Origin of the sequence: Pseudomonas sp. BN411 (assembly GCF_029871235.1) — a bacterium.
GTDB lineage: Bacteria > Pseudomonadota > Gammaproteobacteria > Pseudomonadales > Pseudomonadaceae > Metapseudomonas.
In genome coordinates this window covers 72,600-89,751 of sequence record NZ_SSOM01000081.1, presented here as the reverse complement: position 1 = coordinate 89,751, position 17,152 = coordinate 72,600, and the positions used below count along the sequence as shown (strand labels likewise).

Sequence of the window (17,152 nt, the reverse complement as noted above, 5' to 3'; positions counted from 1 at the left end):
TGGGATTCACCTGTGGGGGCGATTTCAATCGCAATGCGGACCGCAGGTTCGCCCTTCGGCCCTGAAGGGGGGACAGCTTCGCCGCCCTTGGCGAATGAATTCGCCCCCACGAAAAGCTGCCCAACCACCGAAGGTCGGCCTTGGGATTCACCTGTGGGGGCGATTTCAATCGCAATGCGGACCGCAGGTTCGCCCTTCGACCCTGAAGGGGGCAGCTTCGCCGCCCTTGGCGAATGAATTCGCTCCTACAGAAATGCAGCACGCAGTCGCTCGATCACCTCTCCCCTCCCCGGCCCCTGGATCGCGGGCGGATCGGGCCGCTCGCAGAACTCCCTCCAGACGAACAGGGTCAGTTCAGCACCATCGGTGGCGGTCTGTGGTTCGCCACCAGCGAAGGTCTCCAGCAGTCGATAGCGTTCATCCCGCCAGAACAGCTCCTCGACCCAGCCGTAGACGGGGATGCAATGGAAGTGGATCGGCCAGCCCGGCACATGGCCGTAGCGGCCGATATAGAGGCGGCACGGTTCGAGCAGTCGCTCCATGACCCGCTGCGTGCGCGCCATCAGCGGCCCCAGTTCCAGCAGAGCCTCATCTGGCAATTCATGAAAGGCCTCGACCCGCGCCCGGCTGCCCAGCATCAGGTAGCCCGGCAGCGCTGAATCGAGTCGGTGGTTGAGAATCCAGTGGTCGGTCTGGTGGACGATGAGGTCGGCGGGTATTTCCATGTTGCGTCCTTGCAGGTTTGGTACAGGGCGTGAATTCACCTGTAGGGGCGATTTCAATCGCCAAGCGGGCTATAGGTTCGCCCTTCAATCGCTCGATGATGGGTATCGCTCCGCTCCACCGCATCCTACGGAACCGTTCGATGCAGCAATGCAGGTGTGGGAGCGATTTCAATCGCGAAAGAATTTGCCCCCCGCAGAATGAAATTCAACGGCTAAGCAGCAGCCTGCCGCCCATGCCCAGCAGGAACACCCCCATCAGGGTCTCGAACACCGCCTTGAAGCGCATGAAGCCACCGCGCACGGCGGGGCTGGAGAAGAGCACCGCCATCCCGCAGTACCAGAGGCAGGAGACGCTGGCGCCGATACTGACGATGGCCGCGTAGAACCAGGCCGGCGCATGGGCCGGGACCATCACGGCGAAGATGCTGCCGTAGAAGGCCAGCGCCTTGGGGTTGGTCATGCTCACCAGGTAGCCCTTGCGGGCTGCGGCGAAGACGCCCGATTCAAGCGTGTCGGGCGCGGTGGCCAGCGGCTTGCGTGCGCCGAGAATCATCCGCACGCCGATCCAGATGAGATACAGGGCACCGGCCAGTTTGATGCCAAGGTAGAGCCATTCCACCTGCGTGACGATCAGGCCCAGCCCTGCCACGGCCAGCAGCGCCCAGGTGGCGGAAGCGGCGGCAAGGCCCAATCCGGTAGCCACACCAGCACGGCGGGAGCGCAAGGTCGCGGTGGAGGTGACGATGGCGAAGTTGGGGCCGGGGCTGACGACGCTCAGCATCAGGACACCGGAAATGGCCAGCAATGCACCGAGGTAATCCACGGCACCCTCCAGTCGTATGGGTCAGGGGAGATGCCGGCGAGTATATCCGGGAGCCGGGCCAGCCGGGATAGGCCGGTGACCAGGATTCAGACCGCGGTGACGGATTGGCGAAATCGGCGCCCCTCCCTCCGGAGAGAGAGGGAGCCATCAGTGGAAAGAGAAAGACCAGGACTTCAAGGCATGGCCGGAGGTTCGGCTGGCGGTGGGTTATCAATCGGAGGTTCTTCGTCCGGCTGGACGATCCTGGCCCGCGGGATACCCGCTGCGAACCAGCTCTGATTGGCCGCATTGCGAATCAGCAGCACGGGGCTGTCGCATGGGGTTGGTGGTGCGGGGGTGAACACGTCACGGATCACGAAGTCACCTTCGTCGGTCAGCGGCACGCCGGCCAGGTCGGTGCTGTGCTCCGTGAACGGTGCCACTGCGCCACAGAACAGCGTGGCGAACACCGACTGCCCGGTAGCCCTACCGATGTTGTTGCCCCCACCCAGGATCAGGCCACGGCCGCGTGCCACAAGGTCACCGGTCGCGCTCACCTGCGCATTGAAATTGCGGATCACCCAGATCTGCCCGGCTGGCTGCACACCGCGCACCAGGTTGCGGTTGACCACAGTGGCGATAGCCTCCAAACCCTGCCCACTGGAAACCGGAATCACACCAATGCCGCCCCTGAAGCGCAGCACTGCGTTGACGGCGGCCGGGTCAGCGGCCAGCGGATCACCGGCAGCCAAGCCACTGGCCGCCGGGTCAGTGGCAGCCAGAACACTGGCCGCCAGCGCTCCGGCGAGCAGCAGGACAGGAATGGTGAGGGCTGTGGGTCTTTTCATGTCGATACCTCCTCGCAGGCGCCCACTGGGGTGTCCGGCGGGCCGCCGCAATACAGAGAGAGGGAGTGCTCCATGAACCCTTGTGGCAAGGGCGAGCTGGCCTCGTGACCTGAGGGCCTCCGGAAATGAAAAAGTCGCTGCAGGGTCGCTGGCCGTGATGGGGTGGACCGGGCGAACTGCCTCTCTCCTCCGGTTGGTGAATGGGCCTTGCGCCGCGTCAGATAAACGCTGGGCCCTACCTTCCGTCAGAGCCGGCACGAACACGAACAACAGGATGGCGAGGGTGCGAAACTCTGGATGTATTGCACGGACCATTATATGCCCGTGCTACCAGCCCCCGGGCCCGCCTGTCCCGTGATGGCGTCCTGGCACTACCCTTCGTCGGGAAAGCGCCTCCCCGGCCTGGCAATGGCTGCCGGCCACAAGGGCCGGCAGCTGCACTTCATTAGAAGCTGAAATCCACCTTGGTCCAGAGCGTACGCCCCGGCTCGTTGATCGCCACCGGATCGGCCGGGAAGCCGAAACCAGCGTCTCCCGCACGATTCAGGTGTTCCGCGTAGGCCTTGTCGAAGAGGTTGTCGACGCCCGCGCTGACCTTGAGCTCCGGGCTCAGGCGGAAAGCGGTGTTGAGGGAGAACACGCCAAAGCCGGCGCTCTTGCCGAAGTCTTGCCCCACCACGTTGCCCTTGCCTTCGGCCACACGATTCTGCGCCGCCACCACGCGCCACAGGCCGCCAGCGCTCCAGTTGTCCTGCTCATAGGTGAGGCCGAGGCGTGCTTCCAGCGGAGGCATCTGCGGCAGGGCCTCGTCGTCCGAGCTGTTCTTGCCCCAGGCGTAGGCCAGGGTGGCGTCGCTCTTCCAGTGGCGATCCAGGCGCCAAGCCGCTCCCAGCTCACCGCCCATGATGCGGGCGTCGATGTTCTCGGCGCGGGAGGTGGGGCCCATCATCCCCGGCGTATAGGTGAACAGGATGTAGTCGCGCACCTGGCCCACATAGCCGGACGCCCAGGCTTCCAGGTCGCCGCTCTGGTACTGCACGCCGAAGTCGAGTTGGGTGGTCTTCTCTGGCTTCACCCCGTCGAAGGCATTGGCCGAGCCGGCTGGGCCGCGTCCCGGCGAGAACAACTCCCAGTAATCGGGGAAGCGCTGCACGTGGCCCAGTCCGGCGTAGAGGGTGGTGGGCGAATCGGCCAGGTCGTGCTCGTAGCGCGCGAAACCGCTGGGCAAGGTGTCGGCGCGGGTTTCGCCGAAGGTGGGGTTGGCCCGGCCCATCATGCCGCTGGTGGCGCGGAAGTCCTCGGCCGAGGCGCGATCCAGGCGGCCGCCGGCCACCAGACGATCGCGCGGCGCGAAGTTCCAGGTGGCCTCGGAGAACAGGCCGTAGTTGTGGAACAGCGCGTCCTTGCTCCAGGGGAACTGGTCGGCGTCGGTGAAGCGGCCGCTCATCATGTCGAAACGCGAGCTGCGCTTGCGGTGTTCGCTGCGCATCAGGTCCAGGCCGGCTACCCATTCCACGTCGGTCCAGCTGAAGGTGGCGGCGAAACGCCCGCCCACCGTGCGGCGGTCGACGTTCGAAGCCATCGGCATGGGCATCGAGCTGGCGGGATCGGGGCTGCGCAGGCGGAAGTTGTCCATCACGTGGTCGGCGTAGTTGTAGTAGAGCTGCGCCTCCAACTTGTCCAACACACCGCCGAGGTTGCTGCGCTCGAATCGCAGGCCGAGGCTTTCCCGCAGGAACTGGCTGCCGTCCATGCCGCGTCCAGCGTAGCGTGCTTCGCCGTCGCCCCTGCCGGCCGTGAGTTCCACCAGGGTGTCCGCGTCCGGCGTCCAGCCCAGGGCCACGTCACCGTTCCACTTGTTCCAGCGCGACGGCACGGTATCGCCGTTGCCATCCTCGTAGTCGTCCGCCTGGGCCTGGTTGCCCACCACGCGCAGGTAACCAAGTTCACTGCCCAGGGCGCCATCCAGCACCTTGTCGAAGCGTCCGTTGGAACCGGCCAGCACGCTGCCGCGCAGGCGGCTGCCGAGTTCGCCGAAGCGCTCCGGTTCACGGTCGAAGCGCACGGTGCCGGCAGAAGCGCCGGGGCCCCAGAGCACTGTCTGCGGCCCCTTGATCACGGTGAGCCGGTCGAAGGTTTCCGGGGAGATGTAGGAACTCGGCGCGTCCATGCGGCCCGGGCAGGCGCCGATCATCAAGCCGCCGTTGGTGAGCAGGTTGAGCCGCGAGCCGAACATGCCGCGCAGCACCGGATCTCCATTGGTGCCGCCGTTGCGGATGACGGAGAAGCCGGGAATGGTCTTCAGGTAGTCCGCCGCATCACTGGCGGGAACGGGTTGGCGGGGGTCTTTCGGGTTCGTCACCACGGTCAGGGGCGAACTCTGCTGCACGGCGGTAACGACCGTGGGCTCGATTTCTTCCGGCAGTCGTTCTTCGGTCACGCCGAGTCCGGACAGGGAGAGGCCGAGGAACAGGGCGAAACCCTGTTGCCAGCGCAGGCCGGCGGTGGTCGGTGTGAAAGGACGGGGGCAGTGGCGCGCAGCAGCGCGGCCTTGATGGTTGGGCTGTTTCATGAGTCTTCCAGAATCGATGGTCAGGCTGCCCCTCCGGGGCAGTGCGTCGGCGAATCAGGAAGAACGGGGTGGCGCGCGTGGCCGGGCGCCGGGGAACAGCGGCGCCTGCGCGGGCAGGCCAATGAACCGGGTTCGCTCCGGAGCACCTTCTACTGGCACCGCCAGGGCGGCAGCCGGCAGCGTGTTGCCCAGGGCCGGGCTCGCCGCCAGCAGGTTGCAATAGCCGCAGGCATCCAGAGGTGATGCCGGCCCATGGTGGCTGGGCATCGGAGACGGCTGTTCGCCGTGGTCGCAGGCCAGCTCCGTGAGCCAGCCGGGCAGCTCCGCTTGCGCCACGCGAACCTGCGATGCCAGGGCACCGAAATAGATCGCCAGCATCGCGAACAGCCCCAGCCACAGGCCCAGCCGCATCCGCACGGGCAAGGCCGTGGAATGGGCGTGACGATGGCGGATGCGTGGAGCAGCCATGGGCATCGGCGAATCCGGTTGCGTGGACAATCGAGCCACAGCGGCACCCCGAGAAAGGGATGCCGGCAGCAGCGTTCAGACGGAAGAATCCGGGTCTGGAGCGATGTCAGGCGAGCGGGGATGCCCGAGGATTGGCCGAAGGCCAGGCATGGCGCGGCGGGTGTTGGTCACCCCCGGCGCGGGGAAGCAACGGCGCCCTGCCCGCGCCGAGCAGCCAGGACAGCAGCACCACGGCAACAGCGCCGAGAATGACGCCAGAACAGAGCGGACAATTGAAGAGGCTGGACAAACTACTGGCGGCGCTGCCGCCGAGGTCGCCGTCCAGGGCCAGACCGCTGGCGGAATCTCCGGAGCAGAACTGCCCGCCGATGCCGCTCAGTTCCAGCCCCATCGCCTGGCCGTGGTGCAGGCCGCAGGCGAACAGATTGAACAGGACGCAGGCGTACAGCATCCAGGCAATCAGCGAGCGGTCTTGGCGGGCGAATTTCATGGGCGGGGACTCTAGCACCGGCGTTCCAGGGCCGGAAGCGGCAATGCCGTGTGGTGGATTGCCGCATGGAGACCGGCACGATCCGCTGCGCTCTCCCTGCTCCGCCCGGCTCCAGACTGGGAACATTGCCGAAAGGCCGGGCGGCGTCCGGATATCAAAAGGTGTCGATGGGAATCTTCAGGTAGCGGATACCGTTGGCTTCGGCGGGCGGCAGCTGGCCGGCACGCATGTTCACCTGCACCGCCGGCAGGATCAGGGCGGGCATGTTCAGGGTGGCGTCCCGCGCGGTGCGCATGGCGACGAAGGTCTCTTCATCGATCCCCTCGCGGGCGTGGACATTGTTCGCGCGCTGCTCGGCCACCGTGGTCTCGAAGCAGAACTCATCGCGCCCCGGTGCCTTGTAGTCGTGGCAGAGGAACAGGCGGGTTTCGCCCGGCATGCCGAACAGGCGCCGGATGGAACGGTACAGGGCACGGGCGTCACCACCGGGGAAATCGCAACGAGCGGTGCCGTAGTCGGGCATGAACAGGGTGTCGCCGATAAAGGCGGCATCCCCGACCAGGTAAGTCATGCACGCCGGCGTGTGGCCCGGCGTATGGATGGCGAACAACTCCAGGTTACCGATGGCCAGGCGATCGCCATCCTGCAGCAGAATGTCGAACTGACGGCCGTCGATGGGGAAGTCCTCTCCGGCATTGAACAGCGCACCGAAACGCTGCTGCACCTGGGTGATATGTCCGCCGATGGCCAGCGCCCCGCCCAGCTCGTGCTTGAGCCAGGCGGCGGCGGACAGGTGATCGGCGTGCACATGGGTTTCCAGCAGCCAGTCCACCGTCAGCCCCTGCTCGCGCACGTAGGCGGCGATCCGCTCGGCCCCCGCATGGGAGATGCGCCCGCTGGCAGCGCAGTAGTCCAGCACTGGATCGACGACGGCGCAGCGCCCGCTGACCGGGTCGCTGACCACATAGCTGTAGGAACAGGTGGCCACGTCGAAGAAGGCTTCAACACGGGGGGTCATAGGGGGCTCTCCTGGCCAGGTTTTCTCAAGCTTAGTTGCCTCCGCGCCAGGAGCCCGTAGAGAAGCATTCCCACCACCATGGCCATGGCGAACACCCAGGCCTGCCAGTGACCAGTCAGCAGCAGCGCGATGGCCGGCCCCGGGCAGATTCCGGCAATGCCCCAACCCACGCCGAACAGCAGGCTGCCACCCATCAGGCGACGATCGGGGTCGCGCCTCGGCGGCAGCTGGATTGGCCGGCCAAGCAAGGATACGGGCCGCTTCCGGACAAGGGTAAACACCGGCAGGGCCACCGCGATAGCGCCGCCCATGACCAGCGCCAGAGACGGGTCCCAAGCACCAGCCAGGTCGAGAAACGCAAGAACCTTCGCCGGGTTGGTCATCCCGGCCAACATCAGGCCCAAGCCGAAGACCAGACCGGCGATAAAGGCACTGAGCCGGTTCACAACGCTCCTCCCAACAGATGGCGCAACACGAAGACGGTCAGGAACCCCGTCGCCATGAAGCCGAGGGTCGCTACCAGGGAGCGCAGTGACAGCCTGGCCAGCCCGCAAACACCATGTCCGCTGGTGCAGCCAGAACCCAAGCGCGTGCCAACGCCCACCAGCAGACCGGCAATGAGCAGGCCCGCCCAGCCCGTCTCGATCCGGACCTCGGGCGCCTCGCTCAAGGCCACCCAGAGCAGTGGTGAGAGCAACAGGCCAAGCAGGAACAGGGCCTTTTCACCCAGCCCGCCGTCCTCTCGCTGAAGCAGGCTGCCAAGCAGGCCGCTGATGCCGGCGATACGGCCATTGGCAAGGATGAACAAGCTGGCGGACAAGCCGATCAGTGCGCCGCCGGCCAGGGCGCTCCAGGGAGTGAAAGCAGGCCAGTCGATATACATCGGGACTCCTGGCCAGACCGGCCACGGCAATTGGAATCACGCGATCATATACCCCCAGGGGTATGTAATCCTAGCCGGCAACCGACCCGGATGAGCGGCAACCACAGTTGCCGCCCCCGCAATCAGGTGTACTTGGTGAAGATGGCGCGAACGCGCTCGAGGGTCTCGCTAGCGTCCTGGGCCGGGTCGAGCATGGCCTCTTCCAGCAGGCAGACCAGCATCTGCTGGTAGGCCCGGTCCAGCGCTTTTCGCGAGGCGCTGAACTGTTGGGCGATTGCCTCGCAGTCCTCGCCACGGCGAATCATCGCCTGCAGGCCGCGAAGCTGCCCTTCGATGCGGGCCAGACGCTTGAGCATGGCGTCCTGGTGCGCGGCTACCACGGGGTTGGTCATCGATTGCCTCTCCTGGCGATTACCGGGGGGAGTATGACGTCAGCCAGGGCGCCCGTCTCGCCCGGCGCTCCCCTCCCCCTCAGGCCAACGCTTCAGAGCAGGCCATGAACTGATCCGCCGGCACCGGCTTGCCGAACAGGAAGCCCTGAAGCGAGTCGCAACCCAGCCCCGTCAGGAAGGCCTGCTGGGATTCGGTCTCCACCCCTTCGGCGACAATCCGCAGGTCCAGTGCCTGGCCGAGGGCGACGATGGCGGAGATGATGGCCGCGTCATCGCTGTCGCGCTCCAGGTCACGAACGAAGCCACGGTCGATCTTCAGTTCGTTGGCCGGCAGGCGCTTGAGGTACAGCAGGCTGGAGTAGCCGGTGCCGAAGTCATCGATGGACAGGTCGACACCCATCTCGGCCAGCTTGCGGAGGATCGCCAGGCTGGCGTCGGCGTCCTGCATGGCAGTGGTTTCGGTGATTTCCAGGGTCAGGCAGTTGGCCGGCAGCGCGTGGCGCTCCAGGGCGTTGCGCACGCTATCGATCAGACCAGCGTGGCAGAACTGAAGGGCCGAGAGGTTCACCGCCACCCGCCAGTCGTGGCGGCCCTCGGCGTACCACCGGCTCATCTGCCGGCAGGCTTCGTTCAGCACCCAGTTGCCAATGGGGATGATCAGGCCGGTCTTCTCTGCCAGCGCAATGAACTGGTCAGGCATCAGCAGGCCACGGCGCGGGTGCTGCCAGCGCAGCAACGCCTCGGCGCCGATTACCCGCTGGGCGTCAGCGGCGGCGAACTTGGGCTGGTAATGCAGCTCCAGCTCCCGGGCATCCAGCGCCTGTCGCAGGTCGTGGAGCAACTGAAGTTGATTGCGCGCGTTGGTATTCATCGACTGTTCGAAGAAGCTGTAGCCGTTCTTGCCCGCACCCTTGGCGTGGTACATGGCAGCGTCGGCATTCATCAGCAGGTCTTCGCGGGTAGCGCCATCGCCGGGGTACAGGGCGATGCCGACACTGGTAGAAACCCGCAACTCTTGACCGCCCACCATGAAGGCATTGCCCACCAAGGCCACCAGCTGGCTGGCGAGGGTCACGGCGTCGTCGGGTTCGCCAAGGTTTGCCAACAGGACGAACTCGTCGCCACCGATGCGCGCCAGGGTGTCCTCGGTGCGCAGATGGCTGCTCAGCCGCTGGGCCACCGCCCGCAGCAGCAGGTCGCCCACGTGATGGCCGAAGGCGTCGTTCACCGGCTTGAAGCCGTCCAGGTCCATGAACAGCAGGCCGAAGCAGCCACCATTGCGGTCCACCCTGCGGATCGCCTGGTCGATGCGGTCCTCAAGCAGGGTGCGGTTGGGCAGCTTGGTGAGATTGTCGTGCAGGGCCAGGTGCGTCAGCTCCTGGTTGGCCCGCTCCAGCGAGGCGGTGAGCTGGGCGGTTCGCGCTTCCAGGCGGGCATCCAGCACAGAAGTGAGCAGCGCGATGGCGAGGATCGCCAGGGTGACCGCGATCACCAGACTGGCCAGCCAGCGGCTGTCGAGCCCGGCTATCGCGGCGCCGCAGACACTGCCCAAGGGGAAATTGGCCGCTGCCATGCCGGTGTAATGCATGCCGACGATGGCCACGCCCATCACCAGAGCCGCGCCGATCCGTGCCAGGCGCACATAGGGGGTGTCCTGGCGCAGACGGAAGGCGATCCACAGCGCCGCACCGGAGGCGGCCACCGCAATGGCCAGGGAGAGTGAGAACAGGCCGGGGTCATAGTCGATGCCAGGCAGCATGCGCATGGCGTGCATGCCCATGTAGTGCATGGAGCTGATGCCGGCGCCCATGGTCAGTGCGCCGCAGAGGAGCTGCAACCAGGGCTGCTCGGGCTGGCTCACCAGCCACAGGGCGAAGCCGGATACCAGCACCGCGATCAGCAGCGACAGCAAGGTCAGCGGCAGGTCGTAGCCCAACGGAATGGGCAGGCTGAAGGCGAGCATGCCGATGAAGTGCATGGACCAGATGCCGATGCCCATCGCAACGGCACCGCCGCCGATCCACAACACCGCGCCACGTCCCTGGCTGCTGGTCACCCGCCCGGCCAGGTCCAGCGCCGTATAGGACGCGAGAATGGCCACCAGCAGGGAAATGAGAACAAGGGAATAGTCGTAGCTGCCCGTGAGCATGAAAAACCTATCAAGCGGAAAGCCAACCCGGAACGGGCGGCTGAAAACGGGTCGCATTCTAAACAAAGTCAGCCGGGGCGGTGACACCGTATGGCAGATTGCCGCCATATGACAGAAACGAGCAGCGCAGCTCGCTAATTACCTGTAGGGGCGATTTCAATCGCCAAGGGCGGCGCAGCTGCCCCCTGCAGATTCAAAGGCCGAACCTGCGGTCCGGTTGGCGAATGAATTCGCCCCCACAAGGATTTCCACCGGCAATACCGTGACCAGAACACACACCCTGTGGGGGCGATTTCAATCGCCAAGGGCGGCGCAGTTGCCCTATATCGAGCGGTCAATCGCGCGGCGGCTCCACGCCACGCAGGGGAATAGGCGCGGACATGACAATGGACGTCCGCGTCTCGCCAAAGTGGTTGATGCTGCCGACAAAGCGTTCCAGGTGGCGGATGTCGCGGGTCACCACCCGCAGGATGAAGGAGTCCTGCCCGGTGACATGCAGGCACTCCAGCACCTCGGGCATCTGCTGCAACTGGGCGATCAGTCGCGCCTTGTCCGGCTGCGGGGTGGTCATGCCGATCAGCGCCATCACCCCGTACCCGGCCTTCTCCGGCGAGACCGTGGCGCAATAGGCCTCGATCACCCCGGCCTCCTCCAGGCGCTTGAGCCGCTCGGAGGTGGCCGGCAAGGACAACGCTACTCGTGAGGCGAGGTCCGTCAGGGAAATGCGCCCTTCCCGCTGCACCACTTGCAGGATTTTCCAGGACTTGGCGTCGAGCTCCATTTTTCTCAGGCCTCCCGGGCTAACTTCGTAAATTATTCAGGCGATCACCCAAAACTTCCGTAATCCCTGCATTCAGCCTCAATGCAGTGCAACGCAAAATATTGCCCACGTCCACTGCCTCCGGAGCCTGATCATGGCGGCCCTGCTGTTTCTCAAATCCGTCCTGATCGGCCTGTCCATCGCCGCGCCTGTCGGCCCCATCGGCCTGCTGTGCATCCAGCGCACCCTGGGCCATGGCGCACGCATCGGTTTCATCAGCGGCCTGGGCGCCGCGGCGGCGGATGCCTGTTACGGGGCACTGGGAGCCTTCGGTATCGGAGCCATCACCCGCGCTTTCGTGGCGCTGGCCACCCCGCTCGCCATAGTCGGCGCCCTGTTCCTGGCCTGGATGGGCCTGAAGATGCTGCGCGCCACCCCGCCCGAGCGCGCGGCCAGTGCCAGCGACCCGGTGCATGCGCTGCCGGCGTTCGTCTCGGTGTTCCTGCTGACCCTGAGCAACCCGCTGACCATCCTGTCCTTCATCGCCATATTCGCCACCCTGTCCGGCGGCGAGGCCCTGGCCGGGGTGGACGGCCTGGTGATGGTGCTGGGCGTGTTTTGCGGCTCAGCCCTCTGGTGGCTGGCACTGAGCTTGGGCGTGTCCACCGTTCGCCACCGTCTGGGTGTGGGCGCCATGCAGTGGATCGACCGTACCGCCGGCGTCTTCCTGCTGGGCTTCGCCGCCTGGCAACTGGTGCGGGTGGTGGCTAGCTGAATCCAACACTCCGGCTAGCCAGCAGACCGGGTTCTTGTAGGGGCGAATTCATTCGCCAAGGGCAGCGCAGCTGCCCCTGAAGCATCAGGAGGCCGGACTTGCGGCCCGGTTGGCGAATGAATTCGCCCCTACAACGGATTCGTAGCCCCTGAGAACTGGGTAGCCCGGTGCCACTGCTCGTTACGCCCGGTAATCCCCACGCTCCCCAATCCTCGCTCCCTCGACCAATTAACCGATCTATATCGGCCTTTCCATTTATATGGCGCGGCATTTGCTTTCATATTTGCGACCTAAACAGATAGATATCGATTTAGGCCCCACTCAAGCCCACCCAAAGGTTGCCGCAATTGATCAAGCACAGACTCCCCCGCCTCCTGGGCGCCGCTTTGTGCGGCCTGCTCGCCACCCAGGCCCTGGCCGAAGAACGCACCCTGCGCGTCTACAACTGGTTCGACTACATCACCCCGCAGACGCTGGACAACTTCAAGAAGGAGAACGGCGCCAAGCTGATCTACGACATCTTCGACACCAACGAAGCGCTGGAAGCCAAGCTGCTCACCGGCAACTCCGGCTATGACGTGGTGGTGCCGTCCAACGTCTTCCTCGCCAAGCAGATCCAGGCCGACGTGTTCCAGCCGCTCGACCGCAGCAAGCTGCCCAACTGGAATCACCTCGACCCGCAGCTGATGAAACTGATCGAGGCCAACGATCCGGGTAACCGCTTCGCCGTGCCCTACATGTACGGAACGGTGCTGATCGGCTTCAACCCGGCCAAGGTCAAGGCGGCCCTGGGCGAGAACGCCCCGGTGGACAGCTGGGACTTGATCTTCAAGGAAGAGAACATCGCCAAGCTCAAGCAATGCGGCGTGGCGCTGCTGGACTCGCCGTCGGAAATCCTGCCCATTGCGCTGCATTACCTGGGTCTTCCGCCCAACAGCAACCAGCCCAGGGACTACGACAAGGCCGCCGAGCTGCTGCAAAAAATCCGTCCCAACGTCGCCTACTTCCACTCTTCCAAGTACATGGCCGACATCGCCAACGGGGACATCTGCGTAGCCGTCGGCTACTCGGGCAGCTTCTCCCAGGCGGCCAACCGTGCCAAGGAAGCGGGCAACGGCGTGGTGGTGGACATGCGCCTGCCCAAGGAAGGTGCACCGGTGTGGTTCGACATGCTCGCCATCCCCAAAGGCGCGAAGAACCCAGAGGACGCCCATGCCTTCATCAACTACCTGCTGCAGCCCCAGGTGATCGCCCCGGTCAGTGACTTCGTCGGCTACCCGAACCCGAACAAGGACGCCACCGCTCTGGTCAACCCGGAAATCCGCAACAACCCCAACCTCTATCCCACCGCCGAGGCCCAGGCCACGCTCTTCACCCTGCTGCCGCTGGAGCGCAATGCCGAACGCGCCCGCACCCGCGCCTGGACGAAGCTGAAGTCGGGGACCTGACGGTCGAAAAACCCGTGGGGGCGATTTCAATCGCTAAGGGCAGCGCGGCAGGCCTTCGGCCTGCTCAGCGACTGAAGTCGCCCTCACAAGTTTTCCCCCGCAACACCGAGCCCTGTAGGGGCGATTTCAATCGCCAAGGGCAGCGCCGCTGCCCCCGATTCACTCCCGCAATCAGCCCCTCCCCCATCACATCCCGCACCGGGTCTATGCTTTCTGGCGCGTTCTCCAAAGCGTTGGCAGCCTGCCAAAAGAAGTGGCACAGGCACACAAGGGGTTGGCACGGACAACAAGCTCCACGCCGACCGCCAGGGGCAGACTAGGACTGCAGATTTCTGCCCTGCACCCGCAACAAAGTCCAATAATTCAGGGAGCCGCCCCAATGCGAATAACCAGGATCCTCGCCCAATCAACGCTGGCCCTGGGCGTCTCGCTCATCGGCCTCGGCAATGCCAGTGCCGAGCTGCCGGCCGATACAGGCATCGGCCAGACCACCTTGCCCTTCCCGCCGGAACCGCACCGCGCATATATCGTCGACGTCGAGTTCGAGAGCTTCGTCGCTGGTCGCGTGACTGTGGTCGACCCCGAGAAGAAGAAAATGCTCGGCATGGTGCCCACCGGCTTCGCCGCGCCCTCTACCCTGAGCCGCGACGGCAAGACGCTGTTCACCGCCGACCTGTTTTACTCCCGTGGAACCCGTGGCACCCGCACCGACGTGCTGACCGCGTGGGACACCAGCACCCTGTCCCCCTCCTACGAAGTGCTGATCCCCACCAAGCGCGCCGAGGCCCTGACCCAGCGCTACTCCCTGGGCACCAGCTCGGATGACCGCTTCGTCTACGTCTACAACTTCACCCCGTCCACTTCGGTGACCGTGGTCGACGTCAAGGCCAAGGCCGTAGCCGGCGAAATCGCCATCCCTGGTTGCGTACTGAACTACCCGGTGGGCAAGCGTTCCTTCGCCTCCCTGTGTGGTGACGGCAGTCTGCAACTGCTGACGCTGAACGACGAAGGCAAGGAAGTCTCCCGCACCCACACCGCCTTCTTCGACCCCAACGCCGAGAAGCTGGTTGAGCGCGCCTACGCCGTGGGCGACATCTACTACTTCGTCACCACCACCGGCACCGTGCGCGGCGTGGACTTCTCCGGCAAGCAGCCGAAAGTCCTAGAAGCCTGGGAGCTGGTGACCGACGCCGCCGAGAAGAAGGCTGGCTGGGCGCCTGGCGGCTGGCAGCTGATCACCGTCGCGCCGAAGCTGAATCGTCTGTATGTGCTGATGCATGACGCCCATGAAGCGATGAAGTGGGAAGACCCGAGCCCGATCGTCTGGGTTTACGACCTCAAGACGCACAAGCGCATCGGTACCCTGGAAGCACCGAACCCGATCTGGAGCCTGCAAGCCACCAGCGACGAGAACCCCCTGCTGCTGGGCACCAACATCGCCGGCGGTCTGGAAGTATTCGACCTGAAGAGCGGCAAGCACACCGGCACCATGGAACGGATCCAGAAGACCGCGACCCAGATCCTCAGCCACTGACGAGGTGCAGCCATGCAACTTGATCCCATATTCATCATCGCCGCCGCCCTCGCGGTCGCGGTGATCCTGGCCAGCGCGGCGACCCACAAGCTGCGTGCGCCAGCGCGCTTCGCCAACCAGGTGGAGGATTACCAGTTGCTGCCGCGCGGTCTGGTACGCCCGGTGTCGCGTCTCGTGCCCTTCATCGAAGTGGCCGTGGCCTTCGCCCTGCTGGTGCCCGCCAGCCGTCACGCTGCAGCACTGGCCGCCGCCGCGCTGCTGGCCGGCTACGCCGGGGCCATCGCCATCAACCTGTGGCGCGGCCGCCGCGACATCGACTGCGGTTGCGCAGGCCCTGAACAGGCCCAGCCGATCCGCCCGGTGCTTCTGGCGCGTAACGCCGTACTGGTGAGCCTGGCGCTGGTCGCCAGCGTCGCCCCCCACAGCCGCGAGCTGGGCGCATTCGACATCTTCGTCGTGATCGCCTCCAGCGCCGCGACCCTGCTCCTGTATGCCGCTGCGGATGGCCTGATGGCCAACGCTCCCCGTCTGCTCAAACTCATTGGAAGGTGAATCATGGAAGCCCTAATCGTTTCCAACGTCCTGCTCTGGTGCCTCTTGATCGCTCTGGCCTTCGCCGTCATGGGCCTGGTGCGTCAAATTGGTGTACTCCACGGCCGTCTGGCCCCGGCCGGCGCGCTGATGGTCGACAAAGGCGTGGCCGTCAACGAACCCGCCCCGAAAGTCACCGCTGCCGACCGTAACGGCCGCCCGGTGAACTTCGGCTACGCCGGCGAGAAAGCCCAACTGCTGTTCTTCCTCTCGCCCACCTGCCCGATCTGCAAATCCCTGCTGCCGGCCATCAAGTCCATCGCCAAGGACCAGGCCGACCGCCTCGAAGTGATCTACGTCAGCGACGGCGACATGGACGCCCAGCAAGCACTGATCGCCGAGCACAAGCTGGAAGACGCCACCTACGTGGTCGGCCCGGAAGTGGGCATGACCTACCAGATCGGCAAGCTCCCCTACGCCGCCCTGGTCGACAAGGCCGGTGTGCTGCGCTCCAAGGGCCTGGTGAACTCCCGCGAGCACCTGGACAGCCTGTTCGAGGCCGAACACCTGGGCAGCGCCACTCTGCAGCATTACCTGCACAACCACGCGCACGACCACGGCGCGCACAACCACTAAGGAAGGGAGCCCTCCATGAAACTGCTAGACCGCCTTTTCGAGCGCTCCACGCGCCATGTCGCCGACACCACCTCCCGGCGCAAACTCCTTGGCCGCATCGGCTCCCTGATGGTTGCCGGCGCCGCCCTGCCGGTGCTGCTGCCCATCGACCGCACCGGCAAGGCCCTGGCCGCCGACAAGCCGATGGCCGGCGACCCGGGTGATCCCAACAGCTGCGACTACTGGCGCTACTGCTCCGTCGACGGCTTCCTGTGCAGCTGCTGCGGCGGCTCGGTGACCTCCTGCCCGCCCGGCACCGAGGCCTCCCAGGTGACCTGGATCGGCACCTGCCGCAACCCGGCCGACAACAAGGACTACATCATTTCCTACAACGACTGCTGCGGTAAGCACAGCTGCGCCCAGTGCGCCTGTACCCGCAACGACAGCGAGGAACCGGCGTACCGTCCGTTCAACAACAACGACGTCAACTGGTGCCTGGCGGCCAAGTCGCACATTTACCACTGCACCGTTTCCATCATCCGCGGCGTCGCGATCTGACCCGCCGGAGGGCTGCCATGCGTTACCTGTTGATTGCCGGACTGATGTGCGCAATGGCGGCCCCGCTGGCCATGGCCCGCGCCATTCCGGACCCGAACCAGAAGCACGCGCCAGGCAACGAAGCGCCGCAAACGCCTATCTCGCAGGCCGGCTACAGCACCCCGGTGAACTACCAGCTGCAATGCGCTGGCTGCCACCTGGGCGACGGTACAGGCTCCAAGGCCAACGACACGCCGAAGATGAAAGGCTTCGTCGGCAACTTCCTCAAAGTGGAAGGCGGCCGTGAGTTCCTGGTGCGTGTGCCGGGCATGTCCCAGTCGGCGCTGAACAACGCCCAGCTCGCCGAACTGATCAACTGGATGATGCGCAAGGACGGCATAGCCGGTAGCAGCGTGCCTGACGACTACAAGCCCTACACCGAGGCTGAAGTCGCCAAGATTCGCAGCGTCACCCTGCTCAACCTGCCGGACACCCGCGCCGGCCTGATCAAGCAGATGCGCGAAAAAGGCATCGCCATCGACGATGGCATGGACAACGCCTACTGAGTTTTAAGCTGGACGGCTTGTAGCCCGCCTCTATGGCGG

The 17,152-nt window shown here is 65.2% G+C and carries 19 protein-coding genes; 7 read left to right on the top strand and 12 right to left on the bottom strand.

Annotated elements, in window-relative coordinates:
• Nucleotides 1-245: 245 nt before the first annotated feature.
• The 12 genes from E8F06_RS24850 to E8F06_RS24795 all read right to left on the bottom strand — a co-directional run bounded on the left by E8F06_RS24850 (nt 246) and on the right by E8F06_RS24795 (nt 11,128).
• Nucleotides 246-725 carry an HIT family protein gene (locus tag E8F06_RS24850; protein ID WP_280371968.1) on the bottom strand — a complete coding sequence of 160 codons (480 nt, stop codon included), beginning with the start codon at nt 723-725 and terminating at the stop codon, nt 246-248.
• Between the two features lie 205 nt (nt 726-930).
• The gene (locus E8F06_RS24845; RefSeq protein ID WP_280371967.1) at nt 931-1,548 is read right to left on the bottom strand and encodes a LysE family transporter; all 618 of its coding nucleotides are present in this window, start codon (nt 1,546-1,548) and stop codon (nt 931-933) included.
• Nucleotides 1,549-1,721: 173 nt separating this feature from the next.
• A complete protein-coding gene (locus E8F06_RS24840; protein WP_280371966.1) occupies nt 1,722-2,375 on the bottom strand; it encodes a hypothetical protein in 654 nt (217 codons plus the stop codon).
• 445 nt (nt 2,376-2,820) lie between these two features.
• Nucleotides 2,821-4,947 (bottom strand): TonB-dependent copper receptor, encoded by a 2,127-nt coding sequence (locus tag E8F06_RS24835; RefSeq protein ID WP_280371965.1) that lies wholly within the window; start codon nt 4,945-4,947, stop codon nt 2,821-2,823.
• A 54-nt stretch (nt 4,948-5,001) separates the two neighbouring features.
• Nucleotides 5,002-5,421 (bottom strand): DUF2946 domain-containing protein, encoded by a 420-nt coding sequence (locus tag E8F06_RS24830; protein ID WP_280371964.1) that lies wholly within the window; start codon nt 5,419-5,421, stop codon nt 5,002-5,004.
• A 100-nt stretch (nt 5,422-5,521) separates the two neighbouring features.
• On the bottom strand, nt 5,522-5,905 hold the full coding sequence (locus E8F06_RS24825; RefSeq protein WP_280371963.1) for a DUF2946 family protein: 384 nt from the start codon (nt 5,903-5,905) through the stop codon (nt 5,522-5,524).
• A 154-nt stretch (nt 5,906-6,059) separates the two neighbouring features.
• Nucleotides 6,060-6,923: an MBL fold metallo-hydrolase gene (locus E8F06_RS24820; RefSeq protein ID WP_280371962.1), complete on the bottom strand. Its 864-nt coding sequence runs from the start codon at nt 6,921-6,923 to the stop codon at nt 6,060-6,062.
• Entirely contained in the window at nt 6,920-7,369 is a 450-nt protein-coding gene (locus E8F06_RS24815; RefSeq protein WP_280371961.1) for a YeeE/YedE family protein, read from the bottom strand. Before E8F06_RS24815 ends, E8F06_RS24820 begins: the two co-directional genes overlap by 4 nt.
• The gene (locus E8F06_RS24810) at nt 7,366-7,806 is read right to left on the bottom strand and encodes a YeeE/YedE family protein (protein WP_280371960.1); all 441 of its coding nucleotides are present in this window, start codon (nt 7,804-7,806) and stop codon (nt 7,366-7,368) included. Before E8F06_RS24810 ends, E8F06_RS24815 begins: the two co-directional genes overlap by 4 nt.
• Nucleotides 7,807-7,928: 122 nt before the next feature.
• A complete protein-coding gene (locus E8F06_RS24805; protein ID WP_280371959.1) occupies nt 7,929-8,198 on the bottom strand; it encodes a metal-sensing transcriptional repressor in 270 nt (89 codons plus the stop codon).
• Between the two features lie 79 nt (nt 8,199-8,277).
• Nucleotides 8,278-10,347 (bottom strand): EAL domain-containing protein, encoded by a 2,070-nt coding sequence (locus E8F06_RS24800; protein WP_280371958.1) that lies wholly within the window; start codon nt 10,345-10,347, stop codon nt 8,278-8,280.
• A 334-nt stretch (nt 10,348-10,681) separates the two neighbouring features.
• Entirely contained in the window at nt 10,682-11,128 is a 447-nt protein-coding gene (locus E8F06_RS24795) for an Lrp/AsnC family transcriptional regulator (protein WP_179059408.1), read from the bottom strand.
• 133 nt (nt 11,129-11,261) lie between these two features.
• Here E8F06_RS24795 and E8F06_RS24790 point away from each other — a divergent pair, with 133 nt between their 5' ends.
• The 7 genes from E8F06_RS24790 (at nt 11,262) to E8F06_RS24760 (ending at nt 17,113) form a co-directional block, all read left to right on the top strand.
• Nucleotides 11,262-11,882 carry a LysE family translocator gene (locus E8F06_RS24790; RefSeq protein WP_280371957.1) on the top strand — a complete coding sequence of 207 codons (621 nt, stop codon included), beginning with the start codon at nt 11,262-11,264 and terminating at the stop codon, nt 11,880-11,882.
• Nucleotides 11,883-12,256: 374 nt separating this feature from the next.
• Entirely contained in the window at nt 12,257-13,330 is a 1,074-nt protein-coding gene (locus tag E8F06_RS24785) for a polyamine ABC transporter substrate-binding protein (protein WP_280371977.1), read from the top strand.
• 379 nt (nt 13,331-13,709) lie between these two features.
• Complete coding sequence (locus E8F06_RS24780) at nt 13,710-14,864, top strand: amine dehydrogenase large subunit (protein ID WP_280371956.1); 1,155 nt, start codon at nt 13,710-13,712, stop codon at nt 14,862-14,864.
• A 12-nt stretch (nt 14,865-14,876) separates the two neighbouring features.
• Nucleotides 14,877-15,416, top strand: a complete 540-nt coding sequence (locus tag E8F06_RS24775) for a MauE/DoxX family redox-associated membrane protein (protein ID WP_280349114.1) — start codon at nt 14,877-14,879, stop codon at nt 15,414-15,416.
• Nucleotides 15,417-15,419: 3 nt separating this feature from the next.
• Entirely contained in the window at nt 15,420-16,031 is a 612-nt protein-coding gene (mauD, locus tag E8F06_RS24770; protein ID WP_077524622.1) for a methylamine dehydrogenase accessory protein MauD, read from the top strand.
• Between the two features lie 15 nt (nt 16,032-16,046).
• Nucleotides 16,047-16,568, top strand: a complete 522-nt coding sequence (locus E8F06_RS24765; RefSeq protein ID WP_190832086.1) for a methylamine dehydrogenase light chain — start codon at nt 16,047-16,049, stop codon at nt 16,566-16,568.
• A gap of 17 nt (nt 16,569-16,585) precedes the next feature.
• Entirely contained in the window at nt 16,586-17,113 is a 528-nt protein-coding gene (locus E8F06_RS24760) for a cytochrome C (protein WP_179059414.1), read from the top strand.
• The last annotated feature ends 39 nt before the right edge of the window (nt 17,114-17,152 follow it).